This is a genomic window from Priestia abyssalis (assembly GCF_002019595.1).
In the GTDB taxonomy this organism is placed as follows: domain Bacteria; phylum Bacillota; class Bacilli; order Bacillales; family Bacillaceae_H; genus Bacillus_BA; species Bacillus_BA abyssalis.
The window spans coordinates 976,461-999,487 of sequence record NZ_KV917369.1 but is presented as its reverse complement, the minus strand read 5'-3'; the positions used below and the strand labels follow the sequence as shown (position 1 = coordinate 999,487).

Annotated in this window: 22 protein-coding genes; 5 read left to right on the top strand and 17 right to left on the bottom strand. The window is 38.0% G+C overall.

The genetic code is table 11. The features are described 5' to 3' along the window. Positions 1–175: 175 nt before the first annotated feature. From BK575_RS04655 to BK575_RS04640, 4 genes are all read right to left on the bottom strand, one after another. Positions 176–1,603, bottom strand: coding sequence for a sigma-54 interaction domain-containing protein (locus BK575_RS04655; RefSeq protein ID WP_235867304.1), 1,428 nt, complete (start codon positions 1,601–1,603; stop codon positions 176–178). A gap of 282 nt (positions 1,604–1,885) precedes the next feature. After that, complete coding sequence (locus BK575_RS04650; RefSeq protein ID WP_078409121.1) at positions 1,886–2,536, bottom strand: hypothetical protein; 651 nt, start codon at positions 2,534–2,536, stop codon at positions 1,886–1,888. Positions 2,537–2,991: 455 nt separating this feature from the next. Then, a complete protein-coding gene (locus BK575_RS28925; RefSeq protein ID WP_078409120.1) occupies positions 2,992–4,122 on the bottom strand; it encodes a superoxide dismutase family protein in 1,131 nt (376 codons plus the stop codon). Positions 4,123–4,481: 359 nt separating this feature from the next. Next, entirely contained in the window at positions 4,482–4,964 is a 483-nt protein-coding gene (locus BK575_RS04640; protein ID WP_078409119.1) for a competence protein ComK, read from the bottom strand. A 366-nt stretch (positions 4,965–5,330) separates the two neighbouring features. On the opposite strand from BK575_RS04640, the gene BK575_RS04635 reads away from it, so the two are divergent. The 4 genes from BK575_RS04635 to BK575_RS04620 all read left to right on the top strand — a co-directional run bounded on the left by BK575_RS04635 (position 5,331) and on the right by BK575_RS04620 (position 8,260). Continuing rightward, the gene (locus BK575_RS04635; protein WP_078409118.1) at positions 5,331–5,840 is read left to right on the top strand and encodes a sigma-70 family RNA polymerase sigma factor; all 510 of its coding nucleotides are present in this window, start codon (positions 5,331–5,333) and stop codon (positions 5,838–5,840) included. Positions 5,841–6,115: 275 nt separating this feature from the next. Next, positions 6,116–6,631, top strand: coding sequence for a YehS family protein (locus tag BK575_RS04630; RefSeq protein ID WP_078409117.1), 516 nt, complete (start codon positions 6,116–6,118; stop codon positions 6,629–6,631). 17 nt (positions 6,632–6,648) lie between these two features. Then, positions 6,649–7,356, top strand: a complete 708-nt coding sequence (locus BK575_RS04625; protein ID WP_078409116.1) for a M48 family metallopeptidase — start codon at positions 6,649–6,651, stop codon at positions 7,354–7,356. 175 nt (positions 7,357–7,531) lie between these two features. Continuing rightward, positions 7,532–8,260 (top strand): Fic family protein, encoded by a 729-nt coding sequence (locus BK575_RS04620; protein ID WP_078409115.1) that lies wholly within the window; start codon positions 7,532–7,534, stop codon positions 8,258–8,260. Between the two features lie 62 nt (positions 8,261–8,322). Here BK575_RS04620 and BK575_RS29265 read toward each other — a convergent pair whose 3' ends face one another. Both BK575_RS29265 and BK575_RS04610 read right to left on the bottom strand, forming a co-directional pair. Continuing rightward, positions 8,323–8,463, bottom strand: a complete 141-nt coding sequence (locus tag BK575_RS29265; RefSeq protein ID WP_268877755.1) for a topoisomerase DNA-binding C4 zinc finger domain-containing protein — start codon at positions 8,461–8,463, stop codon at positions 8,323–8,325. A gap of 222 nt (positions 8,464–8,685) precedes the next feature. Beyond that, complete coding sequence (locus BK575_RS04610) at positions 8,686–9,234, bottom strand: NUDIX hydrolase (RefSeq protein WP_235867303.1); 549 nt, start codon at positions 9,232–9,234, stop codon at positions 8,686–8,688. 369 nt (positions 9,235–9,603) lie between these two features. Here BK575_RS04610 and BK575_RS04605 point away from each other — a divergent pair, with 369 nt between their 5' ends. Beyond that, on the top strand, positions 9,604–10,512 hold the full coding sequence (locus BK575_RS04605) for an ROK family protein (protein WP_078409113.1): 909 nt from the start codon (positions 9,604–9,606) through the stop codon (positions 10,510–10,512). Positions 10,513–11,023: 511 nt separating this feature from the next. Here BK575_RS04605 and BK575_RS04600 read toward each other — a convergent pair. From BK575_RS04600 to BK575_RS04550, 11 genes are all read right to left on the bottom strand, one after another. Next, a complete protein-coding gene (locus tag BK575_RS04600; RefSeq protein WP_078409112.1) occupies positions 11,024–11,470 on the bottom strand; it encodes a VanZ family protein in 447 nt (148 codons plus the stop codon). A gap of 101 nt (positions 11,471–11,571) precedes the next feature. Continuing rightward, entirely contained in the window at positions 11,572–12,540 is a 969-nt protein-coding gene (galE, locus tag BK575_RS04595) for a UDP-glucose 4-epimerase GalE (protein WP_078409111.1), read from the bottom strand. Between the two features lie 66 nt (positions 12,541–12,606). After that, positions 12,607–13,089 (bottom strand): VanZ family protein, encoded by a 483-nt coding sequence (locus BK575_RS04590; protein ID WP_078409110.1) that lies wholly within the window; start codon positions 13,087–13,089, stop codon positions 12,607–12,609. A 42-nt stretch (positions 13,090–13,131) separates the two neighbouring features. After that, the gene (locus BK575_RS04585; RefSeq protein WP_078409109.1) at positions 13,132–14,880 is read right to left on the bottom strand and encodes a phospho-sugar mutase; all 1,749 of its coding nucleotides are present in this window, start codon (positions 14,878–14,880) and stop codon (positions 13,132–13,134) included. A 21-nt stretch (positions 14,881–14,901) separates the two neighbouring features. Next, the gene (gene manA / locus BK575_RS04580) at positions 14,902–15,849 is read right to left on the bottom strand and encodes a mannose-6-phosphate isomerase, class I (protein WP_078409108.1); all 948 of its coding nucleotides are present in this window, start codon (positions 15,847–15,849) and stop codon (positions 14,902–14,904) included. 76 nt (positions 15,850–15,925) lie between these two features. Further along, positions 15,926–17,302 (bottom strand): sugar phosphate nucleotidyltransferase, encoded by a 1,377-nt coding sequence (locus tag BK575_RS04575; protein ID WP_078409107.1) that lies wholly within the window; start codon positions 17,300–17,302, stop codon positions 15,926–15,928. 477 nt (positions 17,303–17,779) lie between these two features. Continuing rightward, positions 17,780–18,838 carry a dTDP-glucose 4,6-dehydratase gene (gene rfbB, locus BK575_RS04570; protein WP_078409106.1) on the bottom strand — a complete coding sequence of 353 codons (1,059 nt, stop codon included), beginning with the start codon at positions 18,836–18,838 and terminating at the stop codon, positions 17,780–17,782. A gap of 44 nt (positions 18,839–18,882) precedes the next feature. Then, complete coding sequence (gene rfbA, locus BK575_RS04565; RefSeq protein ID WP_078409105.1) at positions 18,883–19,776, bottom strand: glucose-1-phosphate thymidylyltransferase RfbA; 894 nt, start codon at positions 19,774–19,776, stop codon at positions 18,883–18,885. 11 nt (positions 19,777–19,787) lie between these two features. Then, complete coding sequence (locus tag BK575_RS04560) at positions 19,788–21,206, bottom strand: lipopolysaccharide biosynthesis protein (RefSeq protein WP_078409104.1); 1,419 nt, start codon at positions 21,204–21,206, stop codon at positions 19,788–19,790. Positions 21,207–21,327: 121 nt separating this feature from the next. Beyond that, complete coding sequence (locus BK575_RS04555; RefSeq protein WP_078409103.1) at positions 21,328–22,458, bottom strand: DegT/DnrJ/EryC1/StrS family aminotransferase; 1,131 nt, start codon at positions 22,456–22,458, stop codon at positions 21,328–21,330. Continuing rightward, positions 22,451–23,026, bottom strand: coding sequence for an acyltransferase (locus BK575_RS04550; protein ID WP_078409102.1), 576 nt, complete (start codon positions 23,024–23,026; stop codon positions 22,451–22,453). The genes BK575_RS04555 and BK575_RS04550 overlap by 8 nt, the downstream gene beginning before the upstream one ends. Between the last annotated feature and the right edge of the window lies 1 nt (position 23,027).

Here is a 23,027-nt window from a genome sequence, read left to right as displayed (position 1 = left end):
GTTTCGATCAATAGATATTGCAATTTTCATACCAACTTCAAATCGGCATGAAATAGGGAGTTTTGAGCATAAGGGAAAACATCTTGATGAAATAAATCATCAATTTTTATCGATCCCGTGGAAAAACCTGCCTAAAAACCGATGAAAAAAATCATCTACATGATTCCTTTTTTCATCAATTGGATAGATTTTTAGCAGCTGTTAATTTGATCCCCAGTTTTTTCGCTTTTTTTACGACGGTTGATTGATTGATTTTTAGATGTTCAGCCACTTTTCGAGTCGTGCCATATCGATCAATGGCATGCTGCAATACTTTTCTTTCATAAGATTCCATCATTTTTTTGTAACTTTCCCCAGAATCTACCGAATCTTCACTGTCTGTTTCCAGATTCAATAATTTCCTTACTTTATGACTGGTCAGTACCTCAGAAGGAGCAGAGATAATAACGGTCCGCTCCAAAACATTCTGCAACTCTCTAATATTCCCCGGCCATGAATAGCAGCTCCATACAATAAGGGCTTCTTGTTCGAATGTAATGTCTTTTCCGTATTTATGGTTATAACTCGTCAAAAAATAATCGGTTAATTTTTGAATATCAGATGTTCTTAATCGAAGCGGCGGGATATGAATAGGGAAAACATGCAAACGATAATAGAGATCTTCTCTAAATAGCCCTTTTGAAACAAGGTCTTTCAAATCTCCATTCGTTGCGGCAATAATTCGCACATCCAGTTCGACCGGTTTCGTTCCGCCGATTCTAGTCACTTCTTTTTGCTGGATTACTCTTAATAATTTAACTTGTAAATCTATAGGCATATCGGCAATTTCATCTAAAAGAATCGTTCCCTTATGGGCTAATTCAAATAATCCCAATTTTCCCTTGTTGGAAGCACCCGTAAACGCACCTTTCTCATATCCGAAGAGCTCCGCTTCCAATAAGGTGGATGGAATGGCTGCACAGTTTACTTTAATAAATGGCTTATCATGTCTGCTGCTATTCATATAGATTTCGTTTGCAACCACTTCTTTGCCGACGCCTGTTTCGCCGGTAATGAGAACATTTACGTCCAATCTTGCTACTTGGTGAATCATTTGAATAATGTGTTTGATTTCCTCACTTTCTCCGATTATTTTTTTCTCTAGATTTTTTTTTCGTAAATGCTCAATTTCTTGAACATTTTTCTCTTCAATTTCCTCGACAATCTTCATTTTTTCTTTTGACTTTTTTAATTCATTTTCAATTTTTAGAAGATCTGACAAATCTCTGTTGTTCACGACGATAATTTCTACCTCGCCTTTATCATTAAATAAAGGTGTTCCTGTGATTAACACCTTCACACCGTTATGGATGGTAGCGGTTGCATTTATTTGTTTCTTTTCTTTGATGACATCTGGTGTGACCGCGTAATTAAACAAGCCGCTCGCTATTAAATCATGAACATATTTGCCTACAACTTGTTCTTTCTTTAACCCTGTAATTCTCTCATATGCTTTATTCACAAATAACGTTTTTCCGTGTTTATCGGATATGTAAATTCCGTCATATAAAATATCGGCAATTTTTTCGAAGTCGAAAAATTCCGTTTTTTCATCATACATCATAAGAACCCCCTCTTTCAAAACGCTTACATTCTAGCGATTTTCCAATTATTATATCATTAAGGACCGGCATTTATCATTACAGCATGACGACAAGTTTACCGCAAAAGCTATCCGTATTGGAGCACAAGACAAAAGAGAGTAGATCATCAGCAATCTACTCTCTTTCTTCCTTTTCCATTAACATACCCGTTTCATTACAAACGAAAAATGTTTTCCTTATCATCTTTCACACTTTACTGTTTTAAAGTGCAGTTTAATAGAGGACCCATCCCTTAAATCGGATTACTGCGGTAATACTGTACCATTGCTTTTATCTGAAATATTCGGATTCCACATGGTAAATAACCCATTTGGATTATGTTCCCATATCCAAACGTGTAAATCATAGTGCATGTTTTTTCTATCATGGGTGAGCTCGTGAATTTGCTCTTCCGTCATGTTACTTGTATCAATATGATGGTTTAGCATCGGACCATCGAAGGTTTGGCCAAAAAGGGTTGGAGCTTCGTCCACAAGGTCCGCCTTCACATGGTACTCGATTCCAACTAGTTTCATTCTGCCGTCTTTTTGTGGTTCGTATAATAAGTTTTCCGGCTGTCTAGGATCAAGTATCGCATCATTGCTAATATCAAAGTTAGTGCGATGGATACCCATTCCTCCAACTGGAATCGCAGCAAAAGGACCGTCAAATTTGTAGCCGGCGTCTACAGCGACGCTAAAATCCTTGTATTTTGCTGTTGCCGAAATGGCTGCATTCAAATCCCTCATGTCTTCTTTACTCATTGCCTTAAAAATTTTAGAATAGCTGCTTTCCTTCGGTGCTTCCACATACACAGGAGAAAAGTCCTCGTGTGCAAATGCAGCATTTGTTCCTGTAAAGATTACAGCGCTGGCCGCCAGCGATGCCATAAGTGTTTTTACTGTTTTTTTCATCCTTCTATCCCCTTTTAATATATTCAATGATCCAATCAAACTACTAAAAACCAAGTTTGATAGAGTATCACCCGTCCCTCATTTATCCCGCATTAACGGGCAGTAAAACCCCCACCACCGATGGAAGTTTCCTTTATCTGTGTTTATGCAGGTTTTTGTTCTCATTTGACGCCGTAGTCTTATTTCGTTTCATATGTATGACAAGAAGAACAACTACATTAAAAATTATGTATATAAGTAAAATGTCATAAGTATATAGACCTATTTTAAAATAGCATACCATTCCTGTCAATGTAATTTATGGTAATTTCTACATAAGGTTCTTTTAAAGACAAAGAAGAAGAGTAGATCATCAGCAATCTACTCTCCTGCTTTTTTCATCATCCTTAATTCGTTAACATACCGAGGACTGACTCCCTATTTTCTTACTTAGCGGGCGGTGACAGGTACCACGTTCATTCAGGTATATTTCCACCAGCAACCCTGTCTCCAGAATTGCCGGAAGGATCAGTTTCCCCATCATCTTCCGCAGCATGAATGATGAGTGATTTCCCTAATATACTGTTGCTCTTTCCTTTTTCAAGCGATACACCGCTAAGGAAGATCGTTTGTTCAATTTCCCCATTTTCGTCTGCTGTTAAGTTAGGCAGATCACCAAGATGGGCTCCCTCAGGGTTATCATGACCGTGCTTCTTATCTGATGGATTAAAGTGGCCGCCTGCTGTTGTGAAGTCGTTGTTCGTAATGGCATTTTGATGAATGTGGAACCCATGCTTACCAGGAGTAAGACCAGAAGCGCTCACCTTTAACATGATTTGATCACCCATTTGGCCAAATGCAGCGAAACCGATTTTCTCTCCTTTGCCATTCTTCAATTCAACAAAGGTAGTGCCAATCTTATGCTGTTCCTCATCAGAAATAAAATAAGCATGGATATCAAAATGCGCGATGTCAAATCCCAGATGACCATGAGGCTGGAATTCAATATCCGTTTGAACAACGGATGGAGAAGGCAAGCCCTTCATCCCTCCAAGGTTCGTGTGGCTTTTACCGTTAACAAAGTCGTCCTGGGCAATCATATACTCGATAAAAACAAGCGTTCCATTATGTACCCCGTAAATAGGGCCATTTGGCATTTCTTTAGGATTTGCCCAGTGTTCTCCCATAGCAGGTACGACATGAGGGTCTAATTGAATCGTTCCTTCTGGCAGTACTAACATGTAAGCTTCGCCGTTCTTTTCATCCCAGCTAATGTTTTGTGCCCCAACTGCGGTCCCAAGCTTATCAATCCATACAGTCGGTTCACCATTTACGAATCTAATATCGTTCAATTTTTTACCATTAAAGGTGACTACTTTCTTATTCTTGCTTAATTCAAAAGTCTTGCCAAATAAATCCGCAAATTCTTCCATATCGACATACACTTTAGATTGATGGATATGATTTAAGTCTGATTGAATGTCCACACCGTTAACAAGCACTGAAAGCTTCTTTTCTGTGTGGCCTGCATGCAAACCGTGAGCTGAAGCAATTCCTGCCGTAAATAGCAACACCATCATCACTAACCATGAAATAAGCCTTTTCATACCATTCCCCCTGTTTTAATTTCCTTAATCATTAAAACACTTTCATTATATAATCCAATTGGCTTATTTATGTATTTGAAATACACCTTTTATTTATTTCCTCTAACCATTTATCGATACATTTGGCTCACTTTTAAACTAAAATCCTATTTTTCCCTTGTGTGAATGGGGGTCTTGCACCAAAATCCCGTGTAGAATTCCCCATAAAAGTGCAACAATAGAAACCAAAACATCCAGGAAGTTTATTTCATCAGAAAAAGGAGAGTAAATGGCTTTTAAACTATCTACTCTCCTTCTTCATTTGACAAATTTCGTGTGGTGACCTAAGAAATTCCACTCCTATGTATAACCAAAACACCTTATCGTTTAAACGGAGAAAGATCCAAATAGCCGAACTTAGATGCACAAGCCGACGTTCGTGCATATTGAGTGTCTAAAAATCTAGCGCTTGCTTTGACACCCAGCTCTTTGCCGTTACGAAATCTGGCGATGGAATGCTGATGGTTCGCGGGGTCTGGTGAAAATTGCAGAGTATGTTCCAGAAATAACCACACACAGTCCCGGTCCCTTGATGACGCGCTTGGAAAAGCATAAATCCCAAGCAAAGGAGCAATCGGGAACGGAGTTCTTTTCCAATATTGAAGCACATGAATGACCGCCTGCCGTCTTCCCTCATAACTGGACCCATGCTTCAAGCAAGCTTCATCAATTAACTTTTCAGGAGAAGTGGACGTTAAATATGCTCCATTTACCTCAAGTATTAACGTCTGATATTGTGTATCGGGGTAATACATAACCGCCATGGTGTCTGAACAAATTCCCCGTGTTTCATCTACTATCATAGCTAACTCAACATCCTTCCTATATTTTATTTGTCTAATATAACAATCCTATTATACCTTCCGATTCGACAAGTTTTTTAAAGACAACGTAAATATTTTGTTAATAATTGTTAAAAATGTGTGTTTTTGTCACTTTTATATTTGAAAAGTAGTTTGATAGACTTATTTTTTTTGAAATATAAGTCTTCGAACTCCTAAGTCATTCCTCCCTCCTCCAACCAACTCCGTCCCCAGGCAAGCAAACTTCGGAAACAAAACTCCGCTCTCCTCCCATCCTCTAAGCCCATTCGCCCCCGTCCTTTCCGTGCCGTACAGTAAAGATACCGCGGAATACAAGAAAAGCGCGCTTTTCAAAAGGAACCGAATATGTTTGACACAAAACCGGCTACATTTGAAGAAGCACTTGTCCAATACACACCCATGGTCCACCATCTCTTGAAAAGACTGCGAATCTACAAAGACTTTGATGACTATATCCAGCTTGGCTTCATCGCCCTATGGGAAGCGTATGAAAAGTTTGATCCAAGTAAAGGAACCTTCTCCGCTTATGCCTATATGACGATGAAAGGCCACCTTTTAATGGCCTTAAAAAAGCAAATCAAATACGAAGAACATAACAAAGCACTCAACGAAGAATTCCTCGACGCCATCGAAGCAGACATGAGCCGTGTACCGCTTGAGCAGGAAATGCTTTATCTTTACTACCGGGACTTGACAGAAGGCGAAAAAACATACATCCACGAACACATCATCAATGACCGCCCTCTCCAAGACATTGCCGCCGAACATCAAGTCAAACTGGAAGCCGTCAAATGGTGGGGCCGATCGGCGAAGAAGAAATTGAGAAGAGTCGCTGAGACGCTGGGGGATCACTAACCGTACCTCATACAGCAGCCATCAAAATGGATGGTCTAAACAAAAGGAGAGCAGCTTGCCGGATGAACAGCAAGCTGCCTTCCTTCTTCCTTTTCAATACATATACTTTGTTCTATCCACTTCTACACTTTAAACTTTAGCTGAATGGCAGCCTGGCACCGAATGTATGTATAAATTTATCAGAAGTTGACGAAGGTTGATAAATGTGAGAAATTATATGTTTGTAGAAATGGATAGTTTTTTTTGCATCGTACCCATGAATGGAGGACTATAAAATGGATAATAACGACATTTTGATTCGATTAAGATACGCGCTGGATTTGAAAAATACAGAGATGATTGAAATCTTCAAGCTTGGCGGGATAGAAGTAACCAAAGATGAAGTGCTGAAGATCCTCACCAAAACAAAGGACCATGACGACGAGGATGAAAATTTGGCTGACGATGAAGAAAACATGAAATGCACGAACAGTATGCTGGATGCTTTCTTAAATGGTTTCATTACATATAAACGAGGAAAACAAGAAACGAAACCAGGACAGGCAAATCCACCACAACCGTCCAGTAACAAATCCCCAAATATGAATAATCTATTGTTAAAGAAAGTAAAAATCGCCTTGCAATTAACAAGTGAGGAGATGCTGGATATCTTCGAAGATGGCGGGATTATCGTGTCAAAAGGCGAGCTGGGAGCTTTATTGAGAAAAGAAGGCCATAAGAATTATAAAGAGTGCGGAGATAATTTTTCCAGGAAATTCCTAAGAGGATTAACGGTAAGATACAGGGGATAAGACATGAAGGTGATAACATGATACATAGCTATTTAGGGGAAACCATCCTATACGACATTCAATACAAGAATCGAACCTCCTTTGCCATTAAGGTGGATGGTTATGGACATGTCGAAGTTCTAGCTCCTAAAGGAACGTCTAATGAACAAGTGATTCAATTATTAGAAGGAAATTGGGAGCTGATTCAGCAAAAATTGAACGAAATGAAGGATCGAATGCATGGACCGAAGGAGAAGGTCTATGACCATGGTGAGAGCTTTTTATATTTAGGAAAATCCTATCCCATTCAGATTCATCACGATTCAAGTATTTCACAGGACCATGTTGTGTTGGAAACGGATCAGTTACATATATATGTAACGCAGCTTGAGGATGAGAAAATAAAGCAAGCATTAAAACGATTTTATTATAAACAATGTAAAGCTTTAGTGAAGAAAAGTATCTCGTCCTACCAAACTCACTTTAAGACCAAACCGCGGTCAATCACTATTTCTGACAGCAAAACCACATGGGGAACTTGTGATTCAAAGCTGCAGCTAACCTTTAACTGGAGGCTGGCCATGGCACCACAGAAAGTGATTGACTATGTAGTGGTCCATGAAATGTGCCATATGGTCCATCTTAATCACGACCGATCCTTCTGGCGTCTAGTCGGGAAAATCATGCCGGATTATAAGGAACAGGAGAAGTGGCTCGAGATGTCCAGTTGGGAAATGACGGTATAACAACATAAAACTTAGTGACAGCGTGATCAATCATGTGAAAAAGGCATCACAGATGAAAGCATTTGGGAAGCGATGACACTTTGAAGAACCAATAACAAAGGCAGTGAAACAACAGCGGCCAGGCGAACACCCATAGAGGTTGTCTCTTGTATAAACAAAAGGTGGCGAATAGGTAATGTATGCATCCATTGACGAGAAGAAAAAGCGGTTAGATGCAATGAGACCGCTGCCCAAGTACACGTTGAAAAGTTTAAAAGAAAAAATGCTACTAGAATGGACCTATCATTCCAACGCGATTGAAGGAAATACACTAACCATGAATGAAACGAAGGTGGTTCTAGAAGGAATTACCGTTGGAGGCAAGACGATGAGGGAGCATTTAGAGGTGATTAATCATCGTGATGCCATCCTGTACGTGGAAGAGATTGTCCAGAAGAACGAAGCGTTTTCAGAATGGCAAATTAAAAACCTCCATCGACTTGTATTAAAAGGAATTGATGAAGACTATGCAGGTACTTATCGCGACCAGCAAGTACTCATCGCCGGTGCCCAACATACGCTACCTCCCCACTATCTGATAAAAGAAGAAATGGAAAAAATGATGAATTGGTATAATGAAGAGGCACAAAGTCTCCATCCAATTGAACGAGGGGCTAAGCTTCACGACATTTTTGTTGGTATTCACCCGTTTATCGACGGAAACGGAAGAACCTCCCGCCTATTGCTGAATGTAGAATTAATGAAATCGGGTTATCCCCCTGTCATCATAAAAATAAAAAATCGATTAGCTTACTATGAAGCACTGGACAAAGCTCATACAACCAAAAACTATGACGATTTTATTCGCCTCGTTGCCATCGAGATTGAAGATTCACTAGATTTATATTTAAGCGTGATCACTTAAAAAGGGGAACTGCGGACCAGATCGGGGGACTGGCCCCCACTGGTCCCTAACAGCAGCATACATTATAAAACTTGCTTTGTATACCTGCACTTTGGAAAATTGCTGCATCCATAAAAAGAGCCATACTTCCCTTTCCTCATAGACAACTCACCACCGCACTTAGGGCAAACATTTTGTTGACTGACTTCTTTTTCCTTCCGTATCTTTTCTTTACGGTTATTTTTTATATCTGCTATATGCTTTTTCTTAATCTGTTTCTTTTCGTTCTTATCTTTAATTATTAACCCTTCAAGTGCTTGATTAATCTCTTTTAACTCACGTACCAGAGGTCTGACCCCATAGCCAAAGTCTCACAAACAAACATACGTTTGAAAAATTTTGGGTGGTGACAGGCACAAAAAAAGCTAAGCAGCAAAAACAAACTCCTATTCCTCAGGTACTTGATCATCAACGCTCCTAAACACATACCTCCCCACAGCAGCAATTCCAGCTGAATGACGAAATGCGCCTTCGGCAATCCATTTCTTTAATTCATCTAAATCTACTACTTCTATTTCAATCTCTTCGCTTTCTTCCAACTGCTGTTCATGCTTTGTTAAATCTTTAGCTGCAAATAAATGAATCACTTCATCTGTTGAGCCGACAGATGCATAAATGTAACCAAGGTCCACCCACTGTGCTGCTTTGTAGCCCGTCTCCTCCAGCAGCTCTTTCTTGGCAGTGTCGATTGGTTGGTCTCCCTCTTCAATCCCTCCAGCCGGAAGCTCATATTCCCATGTTTGAAATATATGTCTGTATTGCTTGATGCAGATGACTTGATTATGTTCAAGAATTGGAAGAATGCATACCCCATGTTTCATCTTCACATATGAAAAAGGAGCTTCACTTTGGTTTGGAAGCTGCACTCTCTCTACCACTACTTCAAACCGGTCAGCTTTAATCGTTTCTCTTTGTAATACATGCCAATTGGACACTTGATACACTTCCTTTGCTTCATAATCTCAAATAGCAAGCAGCTTGAATGTTCGACCGTGATTTATATGTATCAACTTAACACTTCATTCGTATAAGCTTATGAAGTGAAGGATGCCATTTGAAACACAGCTTGTTTCAATCCATATTTATGTATAAGATAGTACCACCCGTAATTCCAGCAAGTGATAAACATCTTAATTTACCAATATATTCATTTTATAGGCTACAAGGCACAAAAACAATAAACATGCAGCATAACCATATTCAATTCCCTTACAAATCAATAGATTTACATCCATTCAAGCGGTGACAGCTGCACAAAAGCCATATTAAAATAGTAGTAGACTAAACGAAAGGAGCGGGCAATCATGGACGAACAGAATATATGGATCGGCATCGACCTTGGCGGGACGAACGTACGAGTCGCAGCCATCATCGAAAACGGAGCGATTTTAGAAGAAATCCAACAACTAACAAACGTTGAAAAAGGACCGGAAGCCATCATTGACAGCATCATCGACATGACAACAAATTTACAATCATATCCTCAAGCAAAAGCCATTGGCATTGGAGCGCCTGGACCGCTGAATGCGAAGAAAGGCATTATCTTAGGTCCTCCAAATCTGCCCGGCTGGGATGATGTTCCCTTAAAGGACATCATCGAAAACCGGACAAACCTTCCCGTAGTTGTAGACAATGATGCGAATGCTGCGGCGTTGGCGGAAGCTCACTTTGGAGCGGGCGCCGGCTATGAAAGTGTCTTTTACATTACCGTCAGTACGGGTGTCGGCGGAGGCTTCGTTTACAACAAGCAAGTCATCAAAGGTGCCCATTCATGTGCCGGTGAAATTGGGAATATGATCATTACGGATGCAAGTCCTGCCCATCCTGTTTTGAATAAGGGAAGCCTGGAGCTTCTGGCAAGCGGGACTGCCTTGCAGCAAGCAGGCAAAGAAAAGTTAAACTTAACTGACCACGCAGGCGAAGTGTTTCAGCTCGCTGCCAACGGAAACGAAACCGCTAAAGCTCTTGTTGAAGAATTTATGAACTATTTAGCGATCGGCATCGCCAACGTCATTCATACCGTTGATCCCGATATCATCGTATTAGGCGGCGGGGTCATGAAATCACAGGACCACTTCCTGACAGAATTGCGGGAGAAAGTGAAATCCTATGTATACCCTCAGCTGCGGGAGTCGGTACATATCGAACCAGCTCTGTTAGGGACAAAAGCCGGCATTGTCGGTGCGGCGATGCTGCCGAAAGAGGATCATTAAAAAAACAGCGGCTTCTCTCCACTTAAGGACAGAAGCCGCTGTTTTTTAATAAGTATCTACTTCAATCGTTCTATTTTCACATATTCATATCAAAAAATCAGTGATTTACTATTGGTTACACAGTTGCCTTTTGATAGCAAAAGAATAATCACAAAAACAGCCTGCTTATTAATCTGACCCAACCAAAGAATGCTATCCACAATGGAATACTCAAAGACGTTCCCCACATTAAACCAATCAAGAAGTTTCCTTGTTCTTCCACGGTAATCCACTCCTTCTTAAGGTTGTAGATTAATGATACTTTTTCTTTGTACATTCATTATAATTGTAAACGCTTACAAAATACAAGGGTAGAAAGAACTCCCTTACTCTATCAGTTATATATACCTAGACCATATAAATGAAAAACAACGGCTCCCACCTTCCAATGAAATGGGTGAACCGTTGTTTTTAATAAAAAGGTATATACAAACACTCTTATATACCAAAATGCTGAATATCGCTAGTTCATTCAGTACGTCTTTACACTTCTTTTTCGACGATTATTGATGATAAAGACTAACGACAAAACGATGAGCGCACCAAAAGAATCAATGAGTACATCTCTAAAAGATGCTTCCCTTCCTGGAATAAAAGATTGATGCCATTCGTCGCTCATCGCATAGATAAAGGTTAATATCCATGCCAGTATATAGGAGAACCTGTACTTCTTCACGCAGTTCCATATGAAAAAAGCTAAAATGCCAAACACGGTAAAATGAGCGGATTTCCTTACGATGAAATTGATACTAAAACCAGCTGCTTCCTTCGTTGTTGGTGCCGTTTCATTTACTGAGGTCACCGTCTTATTGATGACTGCTTCTGTATGTGCACCGTTAAAATAAGGTAACTGCGTAAACAAAAAGATAACAATCAACCATAAAAGAGTGGCAAATAACCATAGTCTATTTTTCGGCATTATCTTTCTCCTTCTCTATCTATATTAAAACTGTTTCGAGAAAGATGCATGTATCAAATCTTCCCAACGTTCTTAATTGAACATAAAAGAATCTCATGAAATTACTTACTTTGCTGATGCCACTTCCACGCACTAGAAATAATCTCTTCTAACGAGTACTCGGCTTTCCAGCCCAATTCTTCATGGATTTTGCTAGAAGAAGCAACGAGTCGGGCAGGGTCTCCCTCACGACGATCGCTCATCACCACATTCGCTTTTTTGCCTGTCACCTTTTCACATGTATCAATGACTTCTTTAACGGAATATCCCAGGCCATTCCCTAAGTTATAAGTCGCTGTTTCTTTTGTTCCAGCAAGTAATGCTTCTACTCCGAAAATGTGAGCTTTCGCTAAATCTGTTACGTGTATGTAGTCACGAATGCAAGTTCCGTCCGGTGTATCATAGTCTGACCCGAATACCGCAATATGTTCTCTTTCCCCTAATAAGTGCTGCAAAATGATTGGAATCAAGTGTGTCTCCGGATCATGCTTTTCTCCAATTTCTGCCGATACATGGGCACCTGCCGCATTGAAATAACGCAGCACAACATAGTTCAAGCCATATGCCTTCGAGAAATCTGCTAAAATATGCTCAATCATTAACTTAGAGCGTCCATATGGATTAATCGGATTTGTTGCTGTATCCTCAGTAATTAAGTCCACATCTGGAATCCCGTAAGTGGCTGCAGTTGATGAGAAAATGAACTTTTTCACATCATGCTTCATCATCATTTGCAATAACGTAAGAGTAGCAGCAACATTATTTTGATAATATTTGAGCGGATCAACGACTGACTCACCTACTAAGCTATTTGCTGCAAAGTGCATGACCGCTTCAATGTTATAAGCAGAAAAGACTTTCTCCAAATCAGCCGCATTTCCTAAATCACCTTCCACGAACACCGCACGCTCATCCACTGCCCAGCGATGGCCTGTTGAAAGATTATCCAATACGACCACTTCTTTTGTTTCGACTAATTCTTTTACTAAATGGCTGCCGATATAACCGGCTCCGCCTACGACTAGAATCATCCTTTATTCCTCCCTGTTAAACGACTTACCCTATTCCCCTTATAAATATAAAATTCATGCAACACGTCATTTCAAGATGTTAAGCTTCTTCAACAAATAATACTCCGTTGCAATGCCTAAAGAATCAATCATTAAATCATATAAACGTCCGTCTCTTCCGACAAAGAGCTGTATCACTTCTGTGAAAATAGCATACATAACAGCAATCACAATGGACATCCTATGGTTTTTTAGCCAGAAATAAAGCAATAAATTAAGAATCGCAAAACCGATAAAATGCCCAAACTTAATAAGAAACCAAGAATTGTGGATTTCCGTTAAATCAGCAAAATGAAAAAAAGACGAAAAGTCTGGAGATGAAACCCATGTGAAACGAATGGAATGCAAACTTAGTAAAGCTCCTAAATTTTCTACCCATGTATTCACACTTAAGAATAATACCCATACGAGAACAAGCAGCAGTCGTATTCGCTTCTTGCGCCGCTCTTGTTTGATTAACTCCGACCTTGTTCCCTGTAAGCGTGTTATTCGGATATTGTTGGCATCCATGATTCATCTCCTATACTTTCCATTTAACCCATTCCATTTTGATTATGCTTTCACCGCAACCATCTCATTTACCAATTTCATTACAGCTGTCTCTAATGTCTCCAGCAACTGTTCACTATGTTCAAGCGACGTTCCTTTCACCCCAAAGTAGAACTTCGCTTTCGGTTCTGTACCGGATGGGCGCAGACAGAACCAAGAGCCATCTGCTACATGGAATTTTAACACATTGGATGCAGGAAGAAGAATCTCTGTTTCTTCACCCGTTTTCACGTTCAGGCTTTTACTTGATTGATAGTCTTCAATTATTAAGACTTCAACTCCTGCCACTTCCTTTAACGGGTTTGCACGGAATGTCGCTAAAATGTTGGCGATTTGCTCCGCACCGTCCTTCCCTTTTAAGGTTAGCGATTGTAAAGATTCTTTGTAGAAGCCATACGTTTCAAAGATTTCAAGTAGTCCATCATATAGTGATTTGCCTTGCGCCTTATAATACGCCGCCACTTCTGCTGCAAAAATCGCAGACTGCACCGCATCTTTATCACGAACGAAATCACCGATTAAATAGCCATAGCTTTCTTCATAACCGAATTGGAATGTATGTGCACCCGTTTGTTCAAATTCAGCGATTTTTTCCCCGATGAACTTAAATCCTGTTAACGTATCCAGCGTCGGCACTCCAAAAGCTGCCGCAATCGTACGCCCGATTTCAGACGTGACGATCGTTTTGATGACCATACTGTTCTCCGGTAAAATGCCTTGCTCTTTCTTTTGCATGAACAAGTACTGAAGCATTAATGCTCCCATTTGGTTTCCTGTTAATACGATATATTCACCGTCAGCGTCTTTGACCGCAACGCCTAAACGGTCCGCATCCGGGTCAGTTCCCATTAAGATGTCTGCATCAATTTCTTTTCCGTATTGAATTGCCAATTCAAATGCCGCATGTTCTTCCGGATTTGGCGACTTCACCGTTGAGAAGTTCGGATCTGGAAGCTCTTGCTCTTTTACAACTGTTACGTTTTCAAAACCGAACGCCTTTAATCCGTCACGTACCGGCTTATTGGCTGTTCCGTGTAATGGTGTGAACACAATCTTTAAATCTTTTCCTACCTTCTCCACTACTTCGCGATTGATTTGAATCGTTTTTAATTGCTCAACATAAGCCGCATCAACTTCTTCACCGATATATGTAAGCAAGCCATTAGCAAGCAGCTCTTTCTCATCTGCCACTGCAACCGTTAATTCATTCTCGACTGCATCGACATATTGAATAATCGTATTCGCCGCAGCCGGCGGAATTTGTCCCCCGTCTTCCCCGTATACTTTAAAACCGTTATATTCAGGAGGATTATGGCTTGCCGTAATGACGACACCTGAAAATGCATTTAAATAGCGAACAGCAAATGATAGCTCCGGTGTTGGACGCAATTCATTAAATACATAGGCTTTAATCCCATGCTGGCCTACTGTTCTCGCAACTTCTAAGGCAAACTCCGGTGATTTATGACGGGAATCGTATGCAATAACAACACCGCAGTTTTTCGCTTCGTCCCCTTGTTCTGCAATATAACGAGCTAGCCCTTCCGATGCTTTACGGATGGTATAGAGGTTCATACGGTTCGTACCAGGTCCGATTTCTCCGCGCATTCCGCCTGTACCAAATTCAAGGTTGCGATAAAAACGATCTTCCATCTCTTTTTCGTTATCTTTTACTGCTAATAATAACTCTTTTAATTCTAAATCCAAGCCTTCAAACGAAAGCCACTTCTCCGCTTGTACTTTCCAAGACATGTTATTTTCCCCCTTATCGGATTATGGATGTGACACAATCAGTTGCAGATGTCCCTCTAACACAAAATCTCCCATGTTATAAGGTAAAATGAAATGCTGCCCTTTTTCGATTGAATATTTTTCACTGTTCACTGTCAGCATACCGTCACCATCAATGACACTCACCAACATGAATGGTTTATCCTGTCCCATTTCTAACCGAGAATGAACATCCCACTTATAAACCGTAAAATACTGTTCTTCGATAAAAGTCGTAATCGTTGCCTCTCCTGTTTTCATCACGGCAGGCTCTACCTTGCTTACCGTATGTGGAACGGTTGTCACTTCTATGGCTTTTTCTAAATGCAGCTCACGTAAATGGCCGTCTTGATCACGGCGGTCATAATCATATACGCGATAAGTAGTATCAGAGCTTTGCTGGGTCTCTAACACGAGTGTTCCTTTACAAAGCGCATGAATACTGCCGCTTGGAACATAGAAAAAATCACCAGGCTTAATCTTAATGCGCTGCAGTAAATCGCTCCACTGGCCATTTTCAACCATACTTACAAACTCTTCTTTACTTTGTGCATGATGACCGAAAATCATTTCTGCATCTTCATCACAGTCAATGATGTACCAGCATTCCGTCTTGCCAAGCTCACCCGTTTCAAACTTTCTCGCGTACTCATCATCAGGATGCACTTGGACAGACAAATCATCATTGGCATCTAATATTTTCGTCAACAACGGAAAACAATCACCTTCATAATGGCCGAACAACTCACGATGATGCTCCCAAAGCTCACTTAACGCTTTGCCTTTATAATCTCCATTGCTTCCAACACTTTGACCGTTCGGATGGGCGGAAATAGCCCAACATTCTCCCGTCAAGTCAGATGGGATTTCATAATGATATGTATCTCTTAATCTTGTTCCGCCCCAAATGCGTTCCTGGAAAACAGGGGTTAAGAAGATTGGTTGGGTCATATTTGTAACCTTCTTTCTCAGGTAAATTTAGTCAGCACAAAGAAGGCCGTTAGAGATATCTCTAACGGCTAATAAATTACTTAGTTAATGCATAACAATATTCTTCAATTTCATCCCATGTCATGTAGACACGAACGATATCTTCTTCAATCAATTGTGTTCCACTTTGAACTTCAATAAATTCTAAGTCGGAAACAGCCTTCAATGCATGATGATCACCAACTTGAATTTGAAGCACATCACCAGGACGTACAACACGTAACTGACCGTTTAAAGCAAACACGCCTTCACCTTTTACAATTGTCCATACTTCACTGCGCTGATTATGAAATTGATAGCTTAAGTTACGGCCTGCTTTAATACCAATGCGTTTTGTCAGTACCTCGTTACCCTCTTCAAACTTTGTATGATCTAGGACACGATACCATCCCCAGCGGCGTTCCTCATACATTGGACGATTGTCAAAATCACCAACTAATTCTTTAATGCGCGGGCTTGCATCTTTATCAGCAACTAAAATCCCATCGGGGCTTGCCGCAACTACTACATTAGACATCCCTAAAACAGTAACCGGAATATCTAATTCATTAATTAAATGAGTATTGACAGAATCCTCACTAATGACACCTTTACCAATCTGATTTGTATCCATTTCTTCCGTTAATGTATTCCAAGTACCAAGATCTTTCCAGTAACCGTCATATGGAAGAACAACAATATTCTCAGTTTTTTCTACTACTTCGTAATCAAAACTAATTTTTGGAAGTTTATCATATTGTTTTAACAATTCTTCATAGTTAGTTGGCAGACCTTTTTCTTCTAAAATATCAATCACATACCCTAATTTGAATGCAAAAACACCACAGTTCCAAAGAGCACCTTGTTCAATCAATTCTTGTGCTTTCTCTTCTGTCGGTTTTTCAGTGAAACGGCTTACTTGACGATATTCGGCTGCACTCATTTCCTCTGTTGGAACAATATAACCATATTTAGAAGATGGATAAGTTGGCTGCACACCAATAAGAGCTAGTTGTGCGTCACTATTGTGTACCACAGCTTCTAAATCTTTCACACGCTCAAAGAAGCCATCATGGACGTATGGATCAACTGGCAATACAGCTACTACTTCATCTACATTTGCTTCCTTTACTGTATATACATAGGACGCTGCTAGAGCGATAGCAGGAAATGTATCACGCCGGCTTGGCTCAACGATCAAGCCGACTTGCCCGTTAAGTTGGTTTTGAATCATATCTACTTGTGATTTACTTGTTGCAATAACTGCTGAATTCTCTAAGCCAACATTACCTAACTGCCCCCAAACACGTTGAACCATTGACTCTAGGACCCTATTTTTATTTTCTAATACTTTTAGAAATTGCTTAGATCGTGCATCGTTAGATAATGGCCAGAGACGCTTACCCGATCCTCCAGATAATAACACTAATTCCATTTTACTCCACCCCAATATTTACAACATCTGTTAAATTTAAATCAAATGGATTTTAGATACAAAAAAATCTCTAAAGTAAGGCTGCAAAAGCATCGTTCTTTATAATAAAAATAAAAGAGGGAATCCCCTCTTCCTAAACCACTTCAAGCAAATAGATAAATTACAACTGGCCTCAACATCAACTATTTACATATTTTTTGGTAAATTCTTCATAATAACTTTCACTTCTATACTTCTTGCTACAAGGATACTCCCTATATAATCAGCCTGGAAAGAAGAATTTATGTTTGCTCAGGACAACCACTTTGTATAATGGAAATTTTAGTTTTTTAAACACTTCTCTGTTCATTCTATAGGCTAGCAAATATTTTTGACATCAAGAGTAAATTAACATTTACTACAAATCTCCCCAAGTTTCTGATGTGTAAAGTGTCATCTCGACTGTAATCTCTAAATTTTTAAATAAAATAAACCAAACTAGTTATTAATTTGGTTTTTATACATCTCCTCATAATAATTCGCATACTCACCAGATACTATATATTCCATCCAATCAGTATTGTCTAAATACCATTTAATTGTCATTTCAATCCCCTTTTCAAAAGTGTATGAGGGGGACCAACCTAACTCTCTTGTAATTTTAGTGTTATCAATTGCATACCTTCTATCATGCCCCAAACGATCTTTTACAAACTTTATTAAATTCTCACTTTCCCCTAAAAAACGGAGAATAAGTTTAACAATCTCTATATTTTCTTTTTCATTGTTTCCGCCTATATTATAAACCTCTCCTACTCGTCCCTTATGAAGCACAGTATCTATTGCCGTACAATGGTCTTCTACATGGAGCCAATCTCTAATTTGTTTGCCATCGCCATAAACAGGAAGTGAATTACCTTTTAAAGCATTATTAATCATTAGTGGAATTAGCTTTTCAGGAAATTGATAAGGACCATAGTTATTAGAACATCTTGTAATATTTACAGGTAGTCCGTATGTCTCATGATATGCTCTCACTAACATGTCAGCTGATGCTTTTGAGGCAGAATATGGACTATTTGGGGATAAACATGTCTCTTCCGTGAAATACCCTTCTTTTCCTAGTGTTCCATAGACTTCATCTGTAGATATTTGAATATACTTTACTCCTTTTTTAAATTCCCTGCTATATTTATCAAAAGAATCAACTTTCCAATGATGCTTTGCCGTATTGAGCAAAACCTGAGTACCTAAGATATTTGTATTCAAGAATACTTCAGGATTTTCTATACTTCGGTCAACATGGGACTCTGCAGCAAAATTAATTACAACATTTATAGCAAAACGCTGAAAAATGTCGTTTAGTAATTCCTGATCACCAATATCCCCTTTTACAAAATGATAACGACTAGTCTGAGCAATTCCCTCAAGATTTTTAAGGTTCCCTGCATAAGTTAGCAAATCTAAATTAACAATTGTATAGTCATATTTAGAAAGCATATGTTTGACAAAATTTGAACCGATAAATCCAGCGCCTCCAGTTACCAAGATATTCATAGTAGACTCCCTCTAATTCTAATTATTGTATAAAAAATATAATCTTATATATGAACGATTTCTTTATTTTGAACTCCTTTAGAAATTTCCACTAAATATTTACCATAATCGGTTTTAAGTAGTGGTTGAGCCAGTTTCATCAGCTGTTCTTTTGAAATATATCCTCTACGAAATGCAATTTCTTCTATACATGAAATATATAAGCCTTGTCGCTTTTGAATTGCTTCAACAAAATTAGACGCTTCCAAGAGTGACTCATGAGTTCCGGTATCTAACCATGCTAAACCTCTTCCCATAACTTCTACCTTTAATTCACCTCTTTGAAGGTATTCATCAATCACAGAAGTAATTTCAACCTCTCCACGTGCAGAGGGGCTTACGTTTTTGGCTATTTTCACCACTGTGTTATCAAAAAAGTATAATCCCGGAACCGCATAAGAAGATTTAGGATGCTCAGGTTTTTCTTCAATTGATACAGCATTCATATTTTCATCTATCTCGACAACACCATATGCCCTTGGGTCCTTCACATAACATCCAAAGATGGTGCACCCTTTAGATAATGAGGCTACTTGTTGCAACCTATTACCAAAATTAGAACCATAAAAGATATTATCACCTAAAACTAAGGCAACTGGTGAATCCCCAATAAATTCTTCACCAATAATAAACGCTTCTGCAAGGCCATTTGGCTTCTCTTGTACTGCATATTCAAATTTTATTCCTAGTTTACTTCCGTCTCCTAAGAGATTTTTAAACCCCTCAAGGTCTCTTGCAGTACAAATAATTAATATTTCCTTTATACCAGCTAACATTAAGACTGATAACGGATAATATATCATTGGTTTGTCATATACTGGTAACATTTGCTTAGAGATTGCTTTTGTCAAAGGATAAAGACGAGTGCCCGAACCACCAGCTAATATGATTCCTTTCATGAAACAACACCTCAAATGTTTTTATAATTTCTATATAAATTTAATAAATCTCTAAAGTATACAATTATAACGATTGAGAAGAAAATAAAGCCTACAAGAATACTACCCAATAGAGTTTCATTATGGAGAGAATAAAAACCATATAAAAGTATAGTAAAAATTACAAAATATACTTTTTTTAATTTATAATTTACCTTATAGTACTTAAGTGATACATATGTTCTTAAACCGAAGAAGATAATGTATGAAAGAGCAGTAGATATAGCTGCGCCAGTTGCACCATATGGTGGAACTAATATTGAGTTTCCAACTATATTAACTACACATACAATACCAGCAATTAGTATGTGCCACTTAGGTTTTTTATAAAAGTTAATGCCAATAACTGTTGTTTCCGATAAAGTATACATTATAGGCATAAATACTAAAAATGGTATTATCTTTCCGGCCTCTCCATACTCTTGTCCAAGAAGCATAATGATAATGTCTTTAAACGCTATAGTTACAATAGCAACTATAAACATGCTAAAAGCTACTATTGTAGATATGTGTTCATAGAAAGTTCTATCTTCTGGATCCGCTTCAAACTTCTCATAACATATTGGGCTCCAGAAAGTTGAAAATGCTACTTGAATTACACTTAGAAGGGCAACAATTTTAAATGCTGCAGCGTATAAACCTAGTTCTTGAAAGTCACTCCAGTTTCTTATTGCTACTTTATCAAAGGATTCAAATAACCATGTAATAAGAGTTGTTAACACTAGTGGGTAACTATAATTTAATATCCCTGCCTTGCTATGCTTTAAATTTTCAAGTGAAATATTTCTGTAGTGCCAGAACTTTTTTGCAAACATAATGGAGACGACTGCTAATACACTTAGGGTAATAACAGTTGAATAAATTATAATCTCATAACTTGGTCCTATAAAAAAAAACAATATTATTATTATAGCAAACTGAGATAGTCTATTTAAAATCTCTAAAAGAGAAAAGAGATTCCCCTTTTTCTGCATTCTTATAACCAGAACTCCATATCTATACAAAATTTGAATGATCATTCCAAATATTAGTATAAATATAATTTTTAAATTTTTCTCTTCAAATAAGAATAGTGATATTTGTTTGCTGAAAAATAGGATTAATAGACTTATAATAACAGCTATTATAATAGGTATTTTAAGGCAATTATATAATAATCCGCCTCTTTTCTCTTCCTTCTCCTCATAAAAAAACCTAACAAATGATTGATCGTGGCCAAATATTATGAAAATCGTACAAACATTTATAGCAAGTGTAAACATTGATGCTTTACCGAAATCTTCTGGGTCCAAAATCCTGGTTGTAACCATAGTAGTAAAAAAGCCTATAATTAGCCCAATTCCACTTCCATAAGAAAAAGTTAAGAATTTTTTTAGCAAGTTATCTTCCATGTCTTATTGTCCTTTAAAATACTCTTTTACTTTCTGTACCTTGTCCCTAGCTTTATTTCATAATATTTTTACGTGTCTATTATTCTTACTAGAGAATTGGGAACGTGTTGCAAGTTTAATCTCATGAATTTTGTAGTAACGGCATTTTTTCTTTTTGAATACTTTTAATCGTTTCGCAAATCCTCAAAACTTCATCTATGCTTAGATCACTATATAGAGGTAATGTTAGAATGTTTTTTGAGACAAATTTAGCATTTAACAATTCATTTGAATTAAAATCATAACAATTGAAATCAGTACATAAAGGATAAAAGTATTTTCTAGTAAAAATATTAAAATCTTGTAATTTTTCATGTAGAGAATCCCGATTCATTCCAAAAATAGATTCATTTATTATGATAGGAAAATATGCATAATTATGTTTAACTCCCTCTTGATCTTCTAGATATCTTAATCCTTCTATATCTTTTAAGTTGTTACGATATGCATATGTTGCTTTTTTTCTCTTTTCTATTTGTTCATCAATATAGGATAAATTGACTAATCCCATTGCCGCTTGAAATTCATTCATTTTGGCGTTTAATCCAACCACATCTACTTGTTCTTCACCCGAAATCCCAAAATTTTTATATTTATTTAACTTCTCCTTTAAAGCTCCATCATTAAATGATAAGACTCCCCCTTCAATTGAATGAAAAACCTTAGTAGCATGTAGACTAAACATTGATATGTTACCGTAACTGCCTATACCTCTACCATTCAACTCTACTCCAAATGTATGTGCAGCATCATAAATAACTTTTAAATTATATTTTTGTGCAATCTTTTCTATTGCCTTAACATTGCAAAGATTCCCAAATACATGAACAGGAATTATTGCCGATGTTTTTTCCGTTATAAGTTCTTCTATTTTATTAATATCAATATTAAAAGTACCCAGTTCAATATCACAAAAAACAGGGGTCAGGCCATTCATAGTAATAGTATGAACGGTAGAAGCAAATGTAAAAGGCGTTGTTATAACTTCTCCTTTTAAATCAAGAGATTTTATAGCCACGTCTAAAGCCAAATGTCCATTTGTAAATAAGCAAGCGTTTCTAACCTTTAAATAATCGACAACACCTTTTTCAAATTGCTCGTGTAAGGGACCATTATTTGTTAACCAGTTATTCTCCCATATTTCTTCTATTTTTTTAATAAACTGTTCAATAGGTGGTAAAAATGGTTTTGTAACGTTAATTCTTTTAGTCATTATTAAGCTCCAACTCTTTTAAAAATTGATTTTCTAACTCCAACAATCTTCTAGACCTGTCTTTTCTGTAAGTAGCAGGAATCCCTACATTTACTGTCCATGGCTTTGAATCTTTTGAAACGAGGCTACACGATCCAAATGCACTACCCTCTCTCAAAGTAACATTAGGTAGAATTACTGAATTTGCCCCTACTAAAACATGTTTTTCTAAAGTAACCTGCCCAGAAATGACATTTCTATATTGATTTGGTACAGTAGGATTTGTTAAATACTCCCCTGAGTAATCATCAGTGACTGAATATATTACTACTCGGGAGGATATACCAGAGAAATCTTTCATGACTATGCCGGCAGTTCCTCCATACAAACTAGAATGCGCTGCAATATGGATATAGTTGCCCAGTTCAATTTTTCCACTTAATATACAAAAATCATCAATCCTAACATTATTGCCAATTATAATATTTTCAGGATTATAAATACTTGACTTTTTGCTAATTAAAACATTTTTTCCTAAAACTTTAAATCCCATACTCTTTAATTCTTCTTGTGTGTAAAAGCTGTTCATT

Coding starts and splice junctions, on each gene's coding strand:
- BK575_RS04550 (WP_078409102.1), bottom strand. CDS start 23,026: ATGAACAGCTTTTACACACAAGAAGAATTAAAGAGTATGGGATTTAAA.
- BK575_RS04620 (WP_078409115.1), top strand. CDS start 7,532: ATGTATGCATCCATTGACGAGAAGAAAAAGCGGTTAGATGCAATGAGA.
- BK575_RS04590 (WP_078409110.1), bottom strand. CDS start 13,089: ATGGATGCCAACAATATCCGAATAACACGCTTACAGGGAACAAGGTCG.
- BK575_RS04575 (WP_078409107.1), bottom strand. CDS start 17,302: ATGGAATTAGTGTTATTATCTGGAGGATCGGGTAAGCGTCTCTGGCCA.
- rfbB (WP_078409106.1), bottom strand. CDS start 18,838: ATGAATATCTTGGTAACTGGAGGCGCTGGATTTATCGGTTCAAATTTT.
- galE (WP_078409111.1), bottom strand. CDS start 12,540: ATGATTCTAGTCGTAGGCGGAGCCGGTTATATCGGCAGCCATTTAGTA.
- BK575_RS28925 (WP_078409120.1), bottom strand. CDS start 4,122: ATGAAAAGGCTTATTTCATGGTTAGTGATGATGGTGTTGCTATTTACG.
- BK575_RS04640 (WP_078409119.1), bottom strand. CDS start 4,964: ATGATAGTAGATGAAACACGGGGAATTTGTTCAGACACCATGGCGGTT.
- BK575_RS04625 (WP_078409116.1), top strand. CDS start 6,649: ATGATACATAGCTATTTAGGGGAAACCATCCTATACGACATTCAATAC.
- rfbA (WP_078409105.1), bottom strand. CDS start 19,776: ATGAAAGGAATCATATTAGCTGGTGGTTCGGGCACTCGTCTTTATCCT.
- BK575_RS04555 (WP_078409103.1), bottom strand. CDS start 22,458: ATGACTAAAAGAATTAACGTTACAAAACCATTTTTACCACCTATTGAA.
- BK575_RS04635 (WP_078409118.1), top strand. CDS start 5,331: ATGTTTGACACAAAACCGGCTACATTTGAAGAAGCACTTGTCCAATAC.
- manA (WP_078409108.1), bottom strand. CDS start 15,849: ATGACCCAACCAATCTTCTTAACCCCTGTTTTCCAGGAACGCATTTGG.
- BK575_RS04630 (WP_078409117.1), top strand. CDS start 6,116: ATGGATAATAACGACATTTTGATTCGATTAAGATACGCGCTGGATTTG.
- BK575_RS04650 (WP_078409121.1), bottom strand. CDS start 2,536: ATGAAAAAAACAGTAAAAACACTTATGGCATCGCTGGCGGCCAGCGCT.
- BK575_RS04585 (WP_078409109.1), bottom strand. CDS start 14,880: ATGTCTTGGAAAGTACAAGCGGAGAAGTGGCTTTCGTTTGAAGGCTTG.
- BK575_RS04605 (WP_078409113.1), top strand. CDS start 9,604: ATGGACGAACAGAATATATGGATCGGCATCGACCTTGGCGGGACGAAC.
- BK575_RS04560 (WP_078409104.1), bottom strand. CDS start 21,206: ATGGAAGATAACTTGCTAAAAAAATTCTTAACTTTTTCTTATGGAAGT.
- BK575_RS04600 (WP_078409112.1), bottom strand. CDS start 11,470: ATGCCGAAAAATAGACTATGGTTATTTGCCACTCTTTTATGGTTGATT.
- BK575_RS04655 (WP_235867304.1), bottom strand. CDS start 1,603: ATGATGTATGATGAAAAAACGGAATTTTTCGACTTCGAAAAAATTGCC.